The organism is Streptomyces sp. NPDC017991 (genome assembly GCF_044328075.1).
Lineage (GTDB): Bacteria > Actinomycetota > Actinomycetes > Streptomycetales > Streptomycetaceae > Streptomyces.
The window spans coordinates 1-13,821 of sequence record NZ_JBIRGP010000036.1 but is presented as its reverse complement, the minus strand read 5'-3'; the positions used below and the strand labels follow the sequence as shown (position 1 = coordinate 13,821).

At 66.9% G+C, this 13,821-nt stretch carries 13 protein-coding genes and 9 pseudogenes; 13 read left to right on the top strand and 9 right to left on the bottom strand.

Annotated elements, in window-relative coordinates:
• From ACH4DZ_RS44645 to ACH4DZ_RS44635, 3 genes and pseudogenes are all read left to right on the top strand, one after another.
• A pseudogene (locus ACH4DZ_RS44645) lies at window positions 1-86 on the top strand (IS5/IS1182 family transposase); the annotation flags it as partial.
• On the top strand, window positions 83-811 hold the full coding sequence (locus ACH4DZ_RS44640; RefSeq protein WP_398295537.1) for an NAD(P)H-binding protein: 729 nt from the start codon (window positions 83-85) through the stop codon (window positions 809-811). The pseudogene ACH4DZ_RS44645 and the gene ACH4DZ_RS44640, both read left to right, overlap by 4 nt.
• Before the next feature lie 101 nt (window positions 812-912).
• Window positions 913-2,259 (top strand): annotated as a pseudogene (locus tag ACH4DZ_RS44635) (cation:proton antiporter).
• Window positions 2,260-2,364: 105 nt separating this feature from the next.
• Here ACH4DZ_RS44635 and ACH4DZ_RS44630 read toward each other — a convergent pair.
• Window positions 2,365-2,532 (bottom strand): annotated as a pseudogene (locus tag ACH4DZ_RS44630) (IS5/IS1182 family transposase); the annotation flags it as partial.
• Between ACH4DZ_RS44630 and ACH4DZ_RS44625 the strand changes: the two are divergent.
• The gene (locus ACH4DZ_RS44625; protein WP_398295534.1) at window positions 2,498-2,782 is read left to right on the top strand and encodes an integrase core domain-containing protein; all 285 of its coding nucleotides are present in this window, start codon (window positions 2,498-2,500) and stop codon (window positions 2,780-2,782) included. The pseudogene ACH4DZ_RS44630 and the gene ACH4DZ_RS44625 sit on opposite strands and share 35 nt — an antisense overlap.
• 193 nt (window positions 2,783-2,975) lie before the next feature.
• On the opposite strand, the gene ACH4DZ_RS44620 is transcribed toward ACH4DZ_RS44625, so the two are convergent.
• From ACH4DZ_RS44620 to ACH4DZ_RS44610, 3 genes are all read right to left on the bottom strand, one after another.
• Window positions 2,976-3,878, bottom strand: coding sequence for an NAD(P)-dependent oxidoreductase (locus tag ACH4DZ_RS44620; protein ID WP_398295532.1), 903 nt, complete (start codon window positions 3,876-3,878; stop codon window positions 2,976-2,978).
• Window positions 3,879-4,056: 178 nt separating this feature from the next.
• Window positions 4,057-4,476 carry a carboxymuconolactone decarboxylase family protein gene (locus ACH4DZ_RS44615; protein WP_398295531.1) on the bottom strand — a complete coding sequence of 140 codons (420 nt, stop codon included), beginning with the start codon at window positions 4,474-4,476 and terminating at the stop codon, window positions 4,057-4,059.
• Window positions 4,477-4,899: 423 nt separating this feature from the next.
• Entirely contained in the window at window positions 4,900-5,472 is a 573-nt protein-coding gene (locus tag ACH4DZ_RS44610; protein ID WP_398295529.1) for a TetR-like C-terminal domain-containing protein, read from the bottom strand.
• Between the two features lie 122 nt (window positions 5,473-5,594).
• Here ACH4DZ_RS44610 and ACH4DZ_RS44605 point away from each other — a divergent pair, with 122 nt between their 5' ends.
• From ACH4DZ_RS44605 to ACH4DZ_RS44590, 4 genes and pseudogenes are all read left to right on the top strand, one after another.
• On the top strand, window positions 5,595-6,848 hold the full coding sequence (locus ACH4DZ_RS44605) for an MFS transporter (protein ID WP_398295528.1): 1,254 nt from the start codon (window positions 5,595-5,597) through the stop codon (window positions 6,846-6,848).
• Window positions 6,849-6,958: 110 nt separating this feature from the next.
• Window positions 6,959-7,756 (top strand): alpha/beta fold hydrolase, encoded by a 798-nt coding sequence (locus tag ACH4DZ_RS44600; protein WP_398295526.1) that lies wholly within the window; start codon window positions 6,959-6,961, stop codon window positions 7,754-7,756.
• Between the two features lie 131 nt (window positions 7,757-7,887).
• Window positions 7,888-8,282, top strand: a pseudogene (locus ACH4DZ_RS44595) (transposase); the annotation flags it as partial.
• 51 nt (window positions 8,283-8,333) lie between these two features.
• A complete protein-coding gene (locus ACH4DZ_RS44590; protein WP_398295535.1) occupies window positions 8,334-8,663 on the top strand; it encodes a transposase in 330 nt (109 codons plus the stop codon).
• Here the strand turns inward: ACH4DZ_RS44590 and ACH4DZ_RS44585 are convergent.
• Window positions 8,656-8,754 (bottom strand): annotated as a pseudogene (locus tag ACH4DZ_RS44585) (IS5/IS1182 family transposase); the annotation flags it as partial. The gene ACH4DZ_RS44590 and the pseudogene ACH4DZ_RS44585 overlap by 8 nt on opposite strands.
• Before the next feature lie 11 nt (window positions 8,755-8,765).
• Between ACH4DZ_RS44585 and ACH4DZ_RS44580 the strand changes: the two are divergent.
• Window positions 8,766-9,149 (top strand): transposase, encoded by a 384-nt coding sequence (locus ACH4DZ_RS44580; RefSeq protein WP_398295524.1) that lies wholly within the window; start codon window positions 8,766-8,768, stop codon window positions 9,147-9,149.
• A 146-nt stretch (window positions 9,150-9,295) separates the two neighbouring features.
• Here ACH4DZ_RS44580 and ACH4DZ_RS44575 read toward each other — a convergent pair.
• Window positions 9,296-9,445 (bottom strand): annotated as a pseudogene (locus ACH4DZ_RS44575) (IS701 family transposase); the annotation flags it as partial.
• A gap of 83 nt (window positions 9,446-9,528) precedes the next feature.
• On the opposite strand from ACH4DZ_RS44575, the gene ACH4DZ_RS44570 reads away from it, so the two are divergent.
• Both ACH4DZ_RS44570 and ACH4DZ_RS44565 read left to right on the top strand, forming a co-directional pair.
• Window positions 9,529-10,092, top strand: a complete 564-nt coding sequence (locus ACH4DZ_RS44570; RefSeq protein ID WP_398295522.1) for a TIGR03086 family metal-binding protein — start codon at window positions 9,529-9,531, stop codon at window positions 10,090-10,092.
• Window positions 10,093-10,312: 220 nt separating this feature from the next.
• Window positions 10,313-10,514 (top strand): annotated as a pseudogene (locus ACH4DZ_RS44565) (transcriptional regulator); the annotation flags it as partial.
• Window positions 10,515-10,814: 300 nt separating this feature from the next.
• Here ACH4DZ_RS44565 and ACH4DZ_RS44560 read toward each other — a convergent pair.
• Window positions 10,815-11,576 (bottom strand): reverse transcriptase domain-containing protein, encoded by a 762-nt coding sequence (locus tag ACH4DZ_RS44560; RefSeq protein ID WP_398295520.1) that lies wholly within the window; start codon window positions 11,574-11,576, stop codon window positions 10,815-10,817.
• On the opposite strand from ACH4DZ_RS44560, the gene ACH4DZ_RS44555 reads away from it, so the two are divergent.
• Window positions 11,575-11,850, top strand: a complete 276-nt coding sequence (locus tag ACH4DZ_RS44555) for a hypothetical protein (RefSeq protein ID WP_398295518.1) — start codon at window positions 11,575-11,577, stop codon at window positions 11,848-11,850. The genes ACH4DZ_RS44560 and ACH4DZ_RS44555 overlap by 2 nt on opposite strands.
• A 99-nt stretch (window positions 11,851-11,949) precedes the next feature.
• On the opposite strand, the pseudogene ACH4DZ_RS44550 reads toward ACH4DZ_RS44555, so the two are convergent.
• A pseudogene (locus ACH4DZ_RS44550) lies at window positions 11,950-12,810 on the bottom strand (SDR family NAD(P)-dependent oxidoreductase).
• 37 nt (window positions 12,811-12,847) lie between these two features.
• Between ACH4DZ_RS44550 and ACH4DZ_RS44545 the strand changes: the two are divergent.
• Window positions 12,848-13,426: a TetR/AcrR family transcriptional regulator gene (locus tag ACH4DZ_RS44545; RefSeq protein ID WP_398295516.1), complete on the top strand. Its 579-nt coding sequence runs from the start codon at window positions 12,848-12,850 to the stop codon at window positions 13,424-13,426.
• 299 nt (window positions 13,427-13,725) lie between these two features.
• On the opposite strand, the pseudogene ACH4DZ_RS44540 reads toward ACH4DZ_RS44545, so the two are convergent.
• A pseudogene (locus ACH4DZ_RS44540) lies at window positions 13,726-13,821 on the bottom strand (IS5/IS1182 family transposase); the annotation flags it as partial.

Genomic DNA, 13,821 nt, shown 5'->3' with positions numbered 1-13,821 from the left:
GGCAGATCTTCCGCAGATCCCGCATCAGCCCCAACCGCATGAGCGTCATCACCAAAGCCGTCCTCACCCTGGAGAGGCACCGCTGAAAACGCTCAGTGACACCGACACCGTGAACAAGGCGTTCGACGGCGCCGACACCGTGTTCTGGCTCGTCCCGCCGAACCCGGCCGCCGAGGACCTGAACGGCTACTACCTCGGCTTCACCCGCCCGGCCGCGGAAGCCGTCAGGCAGCAGGGCGTACGGCGGGTGGTCGGCGTCTCCAGCCTGGGCCACGACTACGGCAGGAACGCCGGGAACCTCTCGGCCGCGTTCGCGATGGACGACCTGATCGAAGACACCGGCGTCGCCTACCGCTCGCTGCGCATGTCCTTCTTCATGGAGAACCTGCTCATGCAGGCACAAGGAATCAAGCAGGGCGTGTTCTCCCTGCCCAACAGCGCCGACCGGCTGCTGCGCCTGGTCGCCACCCCCGACATCGCGGCCGCCGCCGCCGATGTGCTGAGCGATGCCTCATGGAGCGGCCAGGCCAGCATTCCGGTGCTCAGCCCGGACGCTCTGACCCCGAACGACATGGCACACACCATGTCCGAGGTACTCGGCCGCCCCGTCGCCTTCCAGCAGACACCCCTCGGAGACTTCAAGGCCACCATGCTGCAGTACGGTTTGAGCGACAGCTGGGCGCAGGGCCTGGTCGACATGGCCACCGCCCAGAACGACGGCATCTACGAGCCCGAAGCGGCCACGGCCACGCCGTCGCCCACCACGTTCGCCCAGTGGTGCGAGCAGGTCCTCAAGCCCGCCACCGCCTGACCCGTCAACCCACAGCAGCACCGGCCGACTGTGAGGGAAGCAACCACGCGTGCTCGGGCTGGAACTGACCGTACTGCTCGGCCTGGCCGTACTCCTGTGCGGTGTCCTCGCCGGCCGACTGCGCATCAGCGAGCCCGTGCTACGGCTCGCGGCCGGTGCCCTGCTGGGATTCCTCCCCGCACTGCGGGCCCGTGGAGTTCCTGCCCGAGGTCGTCCTGCTGCTGTTCCTGCCGGTGCTGTTGCACTGGGAAAGTCTGCACACCTCACTGCGCGAGATCCGGCGCAGCCTGCGCAGCATCATCCTGTCCAGCACTTTCCTGGTGGTCGCCACCGCGGCTGCCGTCGCCGTCATCGCGCACAGCATCGGCATGCCCTGGAGACCCGCCTGAGTCCTGGGCGCGGCACCGGCTCCCACTGAGGCCACCGCGTTGGCCGCCTTGGACAGGATCCTGCCGCCGCACAACCGCACGGTCCTCAGAGCCGAAAGCCTGATCAACGACGGCACGGCGCCGGTCGTCCACGGAGTCGCCGTCGCGGTGACCATCGGCGAGATCACCTCAGTGTGGTTCAGTGTGTCCCTCCGGTTCGTGCTCGCCTACCTCGGCGGAGCCACGGTCGGAGCCGTCATCGCTTTCCTGGCCGTTCAGCTGTCGCGCCGTCTCACCGACCCGCTCCTGGTCAATGTGCTGACGCTGCTGATCCCGCTGTCCGCCTCCCTGCCGGCAGAATTCATCGAGGCGTCCGGCGTCCTCGCCGTCGTTACCGCCGGTCTCGTCGTCAGCCACGTCAGCCCTCGCCTGGTCGCCGCCACGTCCCGCCGCCAGGGTCACGCCTTCTGGGAGCTGACCTCCTACCTCCTCAACGGCGCCTTGTTCGTCCTGGTCGGCCTGCAACTGGCAGTCCACCGTGCGCGGTCTGAGCAGTATCGACATCGCCAGCGGGCTGCTCGACGGCGCTGTGCTGTCGGTCGTGCTCCTCGTAGTGCGGATCGCTTTCTCGTTCGCTTCCACGTACGTGATCCGCGCCCTGGACCGCCGCCCCAGCCAGCGGCTGCGCCGCCTCAGTCACCAGACCAGGATCGTCCAAGGCTTCGCCGGGTTCCGGGGCGCCGTCTCGCTGGCCGTCGCCCTGTCCGTCCCGGCCACTCTCGATGCGGGCGCCCCCTTCTCCGACCGCGACACCATCATCTACGGTCACGATGCGACAACGCCGCCTCCGGCCCCGCCCACAGCCCGGCCGACAACCCGCTCACAGACGCCCGCCCTTCCCACGCAGCGTCTGGTGTTCTCACAGGTCATCACAGGTCATCACAGGGTTCCGGTCATGGTCGGGGGCCCACATTCCCTGACGCCACCCACGACCGCCACGACCAGCAGGAGAAAAGCGAAGGGAGGTGGGGCGGAGTCGTGGGCGGCGGGCGCGGGGAACGGGCGCTGTTTTCGTCCTAGCGTGCGCCGGGGGGGCCGCGCGCGCCGGCCGGGCAGGCAAGCTGCTCGGCCGGAAGAACGCCCGGCACGCAGCAGGGCCACGCCGGCGTCCAAAGAAGCGATAGTTCATGGGTTGTGACGGGTTATGGCTGTTTCACCCGTCGCTCGTTTTGTGAGGTTGGAGATCATCGCGAGGCGGATCATGTTCTCGGAGTGCGCCGGTTTGGTCTCGTAGTCGCGGGCGAGGCGACGGTGCATCATGATCCACCCGAAACTCCGCTTCGCGACCCAGCGCGCGAAGGCCTCCGGCCTGCTGCCCTCGATGGGCTCCATAGGAGACTTCGTGGACAACGCGATGATGGAGTCCTTCTGGGCCCGGGTCCAGGCCGAACCGCTCAACCGCAGACGGTGGCGGACCCGACCGGAGCAGTCCACCGCGCTCTTCGAGCCCCTGGAAATCTTCCACAACCGCCAACGCAGACACTCTGCGCTGGGCATGCTCACCCTGGTGGAGTACGAACTGCGCACCCCACCAGTAGCCTGAAGCCAAGCACCCCGACTCCACCCAACTCGGGACAGTCCGGGGACTCCACGACAGGGGGTGCAGCGCAACCCGCGAACTGCAACTAATCCTCACGTTCTGGACCGGCGCCTGCCCCACCTGCCACCGCGACATGCCAGAGCCCATACCGACATGACCCAGCACCACCAGGCGGACAGCTCACGTCGGCGGAGCGTCACCGGGTGAGGTCGACACCGGTCGTCGTCGCCATGTAGCGGGCGATCTCGGACTGATCCGGGTTCTCCCCGTCGAGGCCGGCGAGGGCCGCTTGGCAGAACCGGACGCATGCCTGCGACACCTCCGGTGACAGGTCAAGTGACGTCGACAAGTCCAGGGCGGTGGTGATGTCCTTGACGGTCAGCGGGAGCGAGAACCCGACCTGGAACCGTCCGTCCAGCACCTCCGGCCCGATCTTGACCTCGGTCGACTGGTTGCGACCGGTGGACCGGTTGATGACGTCGAGCATGATCCGGGGGTCCAGGCCGAATTTGGTTCCCGCGGTGAGCACCTCAAGCGCCCCGACCAGGCCGATGGCCGACAGCAGGTTGTTGAGCGCCTTCAATGCGTGCGCGGACCCGGTGGCGCCGACGTGGGTCACTGACGTGCCCATCGCGCGCAGGAGCGGCAGGGCCCGCTCGTAGTCGTCGACCGGCCCACCCGCCATGATCGTCAGCTCGGCCGTCGCGGCTTTGCGCGGGCCACCGGATACCGGCGCGTCGACCATCCCCACTTCTCGTTCCCGGAGCCGCTCGGCCAGCTGCTGAGTGGCCCGGGGCGCCGACGAGCCCATGTCGACGACGAGTGCGCCCGGACGCAAGCGGCCGGCGAAGCTGTCGGGGTCTTCCGGATCGCCGAGCACACGCTCGACGACCGTGCTGTTGGGGAGCATGAGGATCACAACGGCGGCGCCGACCCCACCGTTGAGACTCGTCAATGCCGTCACGCCGTCGTTCCGGGCGGCGACGGCGATCGCCTCGGGGTCGGCGTCGTAGACCGCTACCGACACGGATCCCGCGAGGTTGCGGACCATGGGCTGCCCCATCGTGCCCAAGCCGATGAAAGTGACGGTGTCCGTCATGCCTGTCCTACTTTCCTTTTGGGTCCTGGACGGGAGGGAAATCTGGCCGCCAGGAGCTGTCTGGCCACTCGACCGCAGGCGGGAATTCACGACGCGATCACTGCGGGCGTCGGCGAGGGCCTACAAGGAGCCAGGCGCAGCGTGGTGATCGACGCAGGTGACCGTGGATTCCAGGACGTCAGGCGGCTCCCGACCCTCCCTGGAAAGCCTCCACGGCCGGCTCCAGACCATCAGCTCCCACGACCTCACGCCAGGCCTCGAAGCCAGTCTGAAAGGCTACGACGCCGGCCTCGGGCAGGCTGATCTCAATCGCTTCGAGGATCTCCTGCGGAGTGATTCCCAAGTCGAGCGCGACCCTGATGTGACTCTGGATGTGCCCCTTCGAGGCACGCATCACAGTGAGACTGACGATAAAGATGAGTTCCTTCGTCTTACGGTCCAGCGCCCGCTGGTCGAGATACGCGGCACCGACGAGACCGTTGGCAGCCTGCAGCACGGCGAAGTCATGCCTGGCCATCACCTTGTGATAGTCGAGAACATAGCCCCGCTTGCGCGCCATCTCGTCGATGTACTGCTGCGGATCATCAGCCGTGGTCATGCGTGCTCCTTCGTTCGGCGACCTCGATTACCGTAATACAGTATTATTAGATGCGCTAGAGCTCCCGGCCCCGGCGATGACAGGGCGACGCCAGACACGGTTGCCCGCCCGGCGACGGCTCGATCGAGTTGCAGAGAGGGAGGCAGATCGCCCCGAGGAAGGGGGTGCCAAGACCAAGTGAAGCGGCAGTCACCCAACCGCAACGACGTCGCGCGGCTCATCCCCCGCCGCAGATGGTGTCGTCACCGCACCGAAAGGGCAGGCCTCACTGCCGGCCGGATGCGGTTCCCGCGGCCTGCAGCTACGGCCACGCCACGTACCGGCGTCTGGCGCGCGGGCAGCGGCGTCCGTACGCGGGATCTCGTTCTCGGATGACGGGTCGCTGGGTGGCGGCGCCATGGGCTGCCGATGGTGAGGATGCCGTCAGTCCGGGAGCAGGCGGGACACGAGGGCGCGTGTCCATTCGGGGTCGAGGGGGAGGTTCGTGAAGACGGCGCGGTAGTACAGAGGGGCGAGCACGGCGTCTGCGGTGTGTTCGAGGGTCGGGGTCTGATTGCCCCGGGCCTGTTCCCGTCCGAGTACGGCTTCGAGCTGTTGTTGGCGTTCTCCGCGACATGCGGCGGCGCCTTGTTCTCCGCCCGTGCCGATGGTGGCGCGCACCAGGGCGAGGGTGTCGGGGTCACTGAGGTCCTTGGCGAGGTCGGACGCGTAGCGTTCCAGATCCCCGCGAAGGGTGCCGGTGTCCGGCACCACGATATCGCCGGAGAAACGGCTGGTCATGACATCGGCGAGGAGGTCGGCGACGGAGCCCCAGCGGCGGTAGACCGTGGTGGCGTGCACTCCTGCGCGGGCTGCTACGACCGGGATGGTGAGTTGTTCGCCGGCCTCCTCGGCGACCAGTTCCTGGACGGCCCGGTGGACGGCTGCGCGCACTCGGGCGGAGCGGCCGCCTGGACGGCTGCCGACATGGGGCGGTGGGGAAGCCATAGCGGTCATGCGACCAGTATCGCACTGATCACTGCTTTTTTGTTGCAGTGATGACTGCATTAACTTTGCAGCGATCACTGCGTTTGTGCTACTTTCAAGTCACTAACGCAACAATCACTGCGAGGCCAAACGTGTCTGTGCAATCTGCTGCCCCCACGCCACCAGCTCTCGGCGACCTGCATCGTGTGCCGCCCAAGGGCGCCTTCCCCGCGGTGGCCGCCCTTCTCGTCCTCTTCCTGGCCGCATCCAGTGCGCCATCCCCGCTCTATGCGCTCTACCAGCAGCAATGGCAGTTCACGGCGTGGGTGCTGACCGTCGTCTTCGCCCTTTACGTGGTCGGCCTGCTGGGCTCGCTGCTCGTCATCGGGGCGCTGTCGGACCACCTGGGCCGCCGCCCGGTGCTCGCCGCGGCGATCGGACTGGAAATGGTGGCGCTGATTTTGTTCCTTTCCGCCGGGAACGTGTTCGTACTGGCCATCGCCCGGGTACTGCAGGGCATCGCGACCGGAGCGGCGACGACCACCCTGAGTGCCACCATCGTCGATCTCGAACCGTCGCATGCCCGCGGGCGCGCAGGCGTCATCACGTCGGTGGCCCCCCTGACCGGGCTCGCTCTCGGAGCCCTCGGCTCCGGAGCGCTGGTGCAGTTCGGTCCCGCCCCCACCCGGCTGATCTACGCGCTGCTGCTCGGCGCAATGGTGCTGGCGGCAGTGGTCGTCGCCCTGATACCGGAGACGTCGCCGCGCCGGCCGGGAGCCGTCGCCTCCCTGCGCCCACGGGTCGCGATGCCGGCGTATCTGCGCGCAGACATCGTCCCGGTGGTGCCGGCGATGATCGCCGGATGGGGTCTGGCCGGGCTCTACCTCTCACTCGGCCCGTCCGTCGCGGCCGAGTTGCTGGGGCTGCACAGCCATCTGGTCGGCGGCGTCGTCGTGATGCTCCTGGCAGGCACGGGAGCGCTCGCGATCGCCCTGCTCCGTTCCCGTCCCACGACCTCGTTGCTGGCTCCTTCGTCCGCGCTGCTGGGGCTCGGCACCCTGATATCGCTTGCCGGTACGGCGGGGAACCTCACCTGGCTGGCCGCCGTCGGCACCGTCGTCGCAGGTCTCGGCTTCGGCGCATCGGTACTGGCAACGTTCGGTACCTTCGCCCGGATCGCCAAGCCGCACGAGCGCAGCGCCATCTTCGCCCTGGCCAACATCATCGGCTACCTCGGAAACAGCGTGCCCGCCGTACTCGGAGGTATCGCGGTCACCACCCTGGGCCTGAGGACCGCCACCGAGATCTCCGGGCTGGCGATCGTGGTACTCACCTTCTCCGCCCTCGCACTGCGCCTGAACCAGATGCGGGTGCAGCGCCGTGCCGTCGTGACCCCGTCCCGGTGACGCGCCGACCACGACAGAGGCCCAGGCCGGCCACGCTTCTTATCAGACCAGCTCAGACCCGACATTCCACCAATGCGGAACAGAAACGTAAGAACTACGGAGACATCCTGATGCCTGCAAGCAGGAACAAGAAGAACCTTGAGGTCCAGCGATCTGACCACACGACGATCCGGTACACGGTCAGCGGTCCGGCCGAAGGCCCGACCCTGGTCCTCATCCACGGCTGGGCGTGCAACCGCGGCGACTTCGACGCGCTGACCGACCATCTGCCCGCGAACTACCGCGTCCTGGCGGTCGACCTCGCCGAGCATGGCGAGTCACGGTCGACGCGAGACGTCTGGACCATGGAAGAGTTCGCTCGTGACGTGGCGGCAGTGCTGGAAGCCGAGTCGGTGGACACATCTGTCGTAGCCGGGCACTCCCTCGGCGGGGCGGTCGCCGTCGAAGTCGGCCGACTCCTCCCCGACAACGTCTCACATGTGGTTGCACTCGACTCGCTCACCTATCTGTCCCTCTTCCCGGCGCAGAGCCAAGAGCAGACCGCCGCGATGGTGCATATGTTCCGCGAGGACTTCGCTGCAGGAGTGCGAGGCCTCGTCGAAGGAGGCTCGCCGGCAGGCTTCGACTCAGCTCTCAAGAACTCGTACTTCGAGAAGATGGTCGCGGTGCGACAGCCCGCTGGTCTGCGTTCCATCGAGGGCTTGGTCCACTGGGACATGGACGCAGCACTGCGTGAGACAAAGCAGCCGATCACCGTGTTCGCGATACGCCCCTTCGCGACGCAGGAAGCGATCGACCGCTACGGGGACCGATTTGACATCGTCCTCGTCGACCTGGGCAGCCACCACTTCCCGGTGGAAGCACCCGAGAGCACGGCGAAGCTCCTGGCCAGCGTGACAACCGAGTAGGGACCGACGCGATTCGGCTCACCCACCTCCGGCACCGGAATCCCCAGCGGAGACCCGATGAGACGACAGTGCCGAGATGGGAGAGCCGTCCTTCATGCCTGTTTCGAGAGAGGTTCTGCGAACGGGTGCGCAGGGCTAAAGGGGGGGGCGAACACACAGGTCCGAGCCCCGTGGACCGGGCAAGCCCGGCTCCAGGATGCACATCCTGTCGGACGCTGACGGGCTGCCCCTCCTCGTCGGCATCTCGGCCGGCAATACCCACGACAGCGAAGGTCTGAAGCCCATGATCGGGGGCCACCAAACGAGACACGACCCTCACCGCGGCCGGTACTTCAAGCCTCAGCGTCTGCACGCCGCCAAAGCATACGACCGAGCCGACCTGCGCAGATGGCTCCACTGGAAGCGGATCGGAGGCTACCGGCGCCTATGCCCTCGCTACGAGCGCCATCCCCGCAACTACCTGGCCTTTCTCGGTCTCGCCGCCGCCCTCTGCTGCTACAAGCGACTCGTCCGCCTCACCACGTAGGACACGGTCTTAGACCGTGTCCTACATGGTCAGTTGACGGTTGTGCTGGGTATGGGGAGTGGGCGGTGGGGATGGATCGTTCCGGACGGCTTGTGGGAGCTGGCAAGGCCGTTGCTGCCGCCGGCACGGGTGCGTCCGCAGGGCGGTGGGGTCGCGAACATCGATGATGAGGCGGTGTTTGCCGCGATCATCTACGGTCTCGTCAGTGGCTGTGCATGGCGTGCGTTGCCGCCGTGCTTCGGAGCGTCGAAGTCGACTGTGCACCGCCGCTCGCAGAGTCGAGGACCGCACGGGACAGGTCGACCAGGTCCTGCTCGTCCAGGAGCTGGAGAACCTTCTGGTGCAGTCGGCCCCAGACCCCGGCGCGAGACCAGATGGTGAAGGGCAGTCCGTTCGCGTCGGACAGGACGTGCATCTTGGAACCTGGCTTGCCCCGGTCCACGGGGCCCGGACCTGTGTGTTCGCCCCCTTTTTAGCCCTCACGTGCTACGCGTCGGACTCTCCGCGGCCAACACCCATGACATCCTCGCCCTGAAGCCGATGCTGTCCCATTTCCACATGGGACACGAACTCCACCCGTCCGACTCCAAATCTGTACGCCTCCATGCAGACAAGGCGTACGACGTCCTTCACCTGCGGCGATGGTTATGGGGTAAGCGAATCGGTGTCCGTATCGCTCGCAAGGGCATCGACTCCAGCGAGCGGCTCGGCCGTCGTAGGTGGGTCATCGAACGCACCATGTCCTGGCTGACCGGCTACCGACGGCTCAACCACCGTTATGAGCGGCAACCAGGCAACTACCTGGCCTTTCTTGGACTGGCATCCGCTCGCTGCTGCTACAAGCGGTTCCTCAAACTGACCACATAGGACACGGTCTTAGAGGTCGCGCAGATAGGCGCGATAAGGGGACTTCGGTAGCAGAACGGGAACAGGTCCTGGTGATCGTGGAGTTGCGACGTTCTGTGATCACGGAGAAGCCCAGTGACCGCGCTTCCGACGTGGCTGACCGAACCGCTCTCACAAGAACCAGCCGTGCTGGTGTACTGGCGCTGCACACCGAATCTGTGCGTGCCCTTCTTCAGGTCACCGGTCTCGTCGACTACCGGGACGACGACGTCAGTGCCGAGGTGGTCGACGACGAAGCTGCGCAGGTCGTCGAGGACGGCGACCCTGGACGGCCCGCCGACGACCCCGTCGTCTGACCTCCGTTCGGGGAGGGTGGAAGAGCACGGCGTAACGTACTGCCATGACGAATTCATCCCTGCAGTTGCTTCCCGATGCCATCAACCGCTTCAGCGCACGAGTGCACGCCGTCGACAGCCACCAATGGAACGATTCGACGCCGTGCACCGAGTGGACCGTTCGGGACCTCGTCAACCACCTGGTCGGCGAGCACTTGTGGGTACCACACCTGCTCGCCGGAGAGTCTCTGGAGCAGGTGGGCGACCGCTACGATGGCGACATGGTCGGCGCAGATCCCGTGCGCGCGTGGGACGAGGCCGCAGAGCGCTCCCTCGTGGCATGGAAGGGCGCCGATCTTTCCGGGACAGCTCGGTTCTCCTTCGGGGAGGCCCCGTTGACCATGTACGCGGACCAGATGCTCGTCGACCTGACCATCCACGAGTGGGACCTGGCCCGCGGGTGCGGCCAGCCCGAGTGGCTCGACCCGGCCGCGGTCGACCATAGCCTGGCCTACGCGCGTGCCAACGCCGAGAGAGTGGCAGGCCTGGGAATCTTCGCTGCTCCGGTGCGCACCACCAGCACCGATCCCGCCGTTCAGCTTCTTTCCATGCTGGGGCGCGCCGTATGACGGGTCCGATGCACGTAGGTCGGAAGTGCTCGCGGTTGCCTGGAACGGGCTGCAGTGCAGCTTCGTGATCTTTAGAGGTCGCGCGAACAGGCGCCGTTGGGAGCAGCAGAACGGGCACAAGCCCTTGTGTTCATGGAGTCATGAAACTCTGTGATCACTGGGGGCCCGGCCAGGCTTCCTCGTCGACATCTCGGTCGGCAATACCCACGACAGCGAAGGTCTCCTTGGAGGCGGGCCGACGAACCTGGCCCGACGCCGCTTCCTGGGCAAGGGGCGGATGTACGAGAGCTCCAGCGCCGAGGAATTCGGGCACATCGTGGTGGCGCGGGCTGCGCCGGGCCGCGGACCGCTACCCGCATGACCCGCAACTGGCCGCGCTGCACGCCAGCAGTGAGGAGTTCCGACAGATCTGGGAGGCGCGTCAGGACCCCGGCCGATCTCTTCCTTAAGTACCTCCGCGTCGGCACGGGTGCCCGACACCACCAGGCACCAGTCGTCGGCGTAACGGATAAGCCGGTGATTCGGCAGTCCGCGACGACGGCGCTTGCACCGGTCGTTGAAGGTACTCGCCGGCCCTCCCGGACCCCTGGCCACGTGCTCGTCCAGGACTGAGAGAGCCACGTTGCTGCGCAACGGGGAAAGGATCGACCTCTGCGGGGTTCCGGTGTTGTTCTCCCGGAGGACGCGCTCCTCACCGAGGATTCCGGACTGTAGGTACGCCTTCACCAGGGCCAAGACGCGTTTGTCCCGACGCGATTACGCACCCGTTCCATCAGGGCCGTGTGTGAGATTTCGTCGAGGCAGGCTTTGAGATCGCCTTCCATGATCCACTCATAGGAGTGGGAGGTGAGGTGGCGGACCTCGGCCACCGCGTCATGAGCCCGGTGGTTCGGACGGAACCCGTAGGAGCACGGGAGGAACTCCGCCTCGAAGATCGGCTCCAGCACCAGCTTCAGGGACGTCTGCACCACCGGGTCGGTCACGGTCGCGATCCCAAGACGGCGTAACTCACCGCCCGCCTTGGGGATCATCCGTTCCCGGACTGGAGGGGGGCAGAAACTACGGTCCTTGATCGAGACCCGCAGGTGCTTGATCTTCTCCAGTGCCTGGCGAAGTGAGGTGACCTGAGGTTCGGCACGACGGCCGGCGGACTTGATACCCCGTTTGCCGCCACCACCGTTCCCGCCGCGTCTTCGAGAACGTCCGTTGCCGTTGCCGTCGCCGTCGCTGTCCTCGTCGTCCTTGGGGGCGGGCCAGAACTCGCCGGGGTCGGGCTCACGGTTCCTGTCGCCCCACAGGCCGCGTTTTTCCAGCGCTGATCTCGTGGTCGGTGAGCCGGTTGACCTCGTCGGGGAAGATGTCGGCGAGGTCGGTGTCGAAGTCCGCGAACAGGCCGCGCATGAGGAGGGCGCGCCCGTTGTCCAGGACGATGACCGCGACGCCGCCGGTGCTGACACCGTTTCGCGGTCGGCCTCGCCTTTCATGGCGCGTTCGGCTCTGGCGGTGCTCGGGCAGTACCGGATGGCGACGACCGAGCAGCTGCATCTGCTCACCGCCCCGCAGATGCGGATCGAGCAGACGCGGCGCCGGCCGATGAAGCTGCGCGGTGAAGGGTTGGTGGACCGGGTCACGTTGGCGCAGGCGGGGCGGACGCGGGTGTGGTTCGCCACCGGGTACGGGGCGCGGCGGCCACCGGGCCGGAGTTACGCGACCTCCCCACGCGGCGGTATGCCGGTGACCGGACGGCGGTGCGGCTGAAGACCGGACACGGCCTGACGGCTGTCGCCGTCAACATCCACTGCGTCGGTGGTGCCTGCGTTCGCAGGCAGGCTTCCGTCCCGGCTATCGGCTGCCTTCTCAGACTTGCCCGGCAACAGCGCCCTTGGGCATGTGAGGCCGAAGGTTCGCGGCGGCGACACGGTCCAGTGCGCGGTCGGTGAGCAGCCGGACCAGGCGGGTCATGAGAGCGGCGTCACGCCCGATGGTGTAGCGGGTTCGGGGCTTGGAGGCGGTGGCGGCCCTGGCGATGATCAGGGCGGCCGTCTCAGCCGTTACGCCCAGCGCGGTGAACTCGGTTGCCTGGTTGATTATCGCCTGCATGAGAGCGCCGTAGCGCTGACGCTGCACGGGCGTCATGTCCTTCACGAACCTCTGCGCCCGCTCGATGCCGTGCCCGGTCATCTCTGTCTTGACTCCGCCGGGTTCCACGATCACCAATCGCACCCCGTGCGGGGCCAGTTCGCGCCGGAGGGCGTCACTGACTGCCTCAAGCGCGAATTTCGCCCCGGCGTACGCTCCATACGTCGCCATGGCGACCTTGCCGCCCAGCGAGCTGATATTGACGATGCGGCCGCGGCTTTCGTGAAGAAACGGCAGCAACGCCTGTGTCACGGCGATGTGGCCGAACAGGTTGCCTTCGAACTGCTGCCGCCACTGCTCAACGGGAAGGGTCTAGACCGGGGCGTTCACGGCGATGCCGGCGTTGTTGACGAGTGTGACAAGCTTCCGGCGCTGCGGGTCGTCGGCGATCCTCACGGCGAGGTCCTTGATGTGCCCGGGATTCGTGACGTCCAGGAGGGCGGGTTCGATACGGGCGTCCCGGATGGCGTCCGCGTCGCCTTGACTGCGGACACCGGCGAGCACGTGGTAACCACGGCGCGCCAGTTCCCGCGCGGTCGCCGCGCCCATGCCCGTAGAGGTTCGGGAGATGAAGACCATCTCTTTCTCATGTGACGTTGTCATCTGCAGTGAGGGCATGGTGACCCGTGCAGAGTCCGCAGCCGCGACGCGCGATTCCTTGCTTCGCGCGGCGTCAGACCTCCTGGATGACGGCGGACCCGACGCCGTGACCCTGCGCGCCGTGGGTACGCGCGCCGGTGTGTCCCGGGGGGCGCCGTACGGGCATTTCGCCGACAAGGAACACCTGCTCACCCAGTTGGCGATCGACGCCTGGCTTGCACTCGCTGGGAAACTGCGGCGCCTGCAGGACGACAAGCAGCTCACAGCGGCCACCAGACTCAAACGCTCGCTGCTGGCGCTCATCGAGATCGGGCGGGAACGGCCCCACCTGTACGCGCTGATGTTCCGCACGCCGGAGGGCGACCCCGACGCCTTGCTCGACGCGGTGTCAAAGTCGCACGGCTGCTTCCTGGGCATGGTCGCCGACGTCGTCGGCGACCGGGAAGTGCGCCGGTACGGCGCACTCCTCCTGTCGAGCGCTCACGGGATCGCGGGCATGGAGCTGAGCGGACATCTCGCCAAGGAGAAGTGGGACACCAGCGGCGAGGAACTCATCGACATCCTCATCAGCTCCTTCCGTACACCGCCTGGCTGATCACACAGATCACCGGAGGGACTTTGGCCGCGCCAGTGCGGTACGGCGTACCGGGAGGTCTCGCGCCAGCCGCTGTCCGCTGTCCGCGCGATGTGGGTCATGCCTGGAGGCAGGCGAGGAAGGCCCAGCATCTGGAGGTTGCCCTCCTTCGGCTGCTGGGGGCCGTGGCGGTGCTGCGGAAGGCGGACACCAGGCCCAGCCGTGGCCTGCTCTCGCGGGGCCCGGCCGGCACCCCGATACCCCGGCCGCACGCCTGGCACTCCGGCCCACTTCTTCTCCTGCTCTTTCTTCCTGCCTTTTTATTGGTGGGCGCGTTTGTCGTAGCGGGTGGCGAGGGCTTTGTTGTGCTTGAGCTTGTTGAAGCAGCGTTCGACGATGTTGTGGCGGCGGTAGGC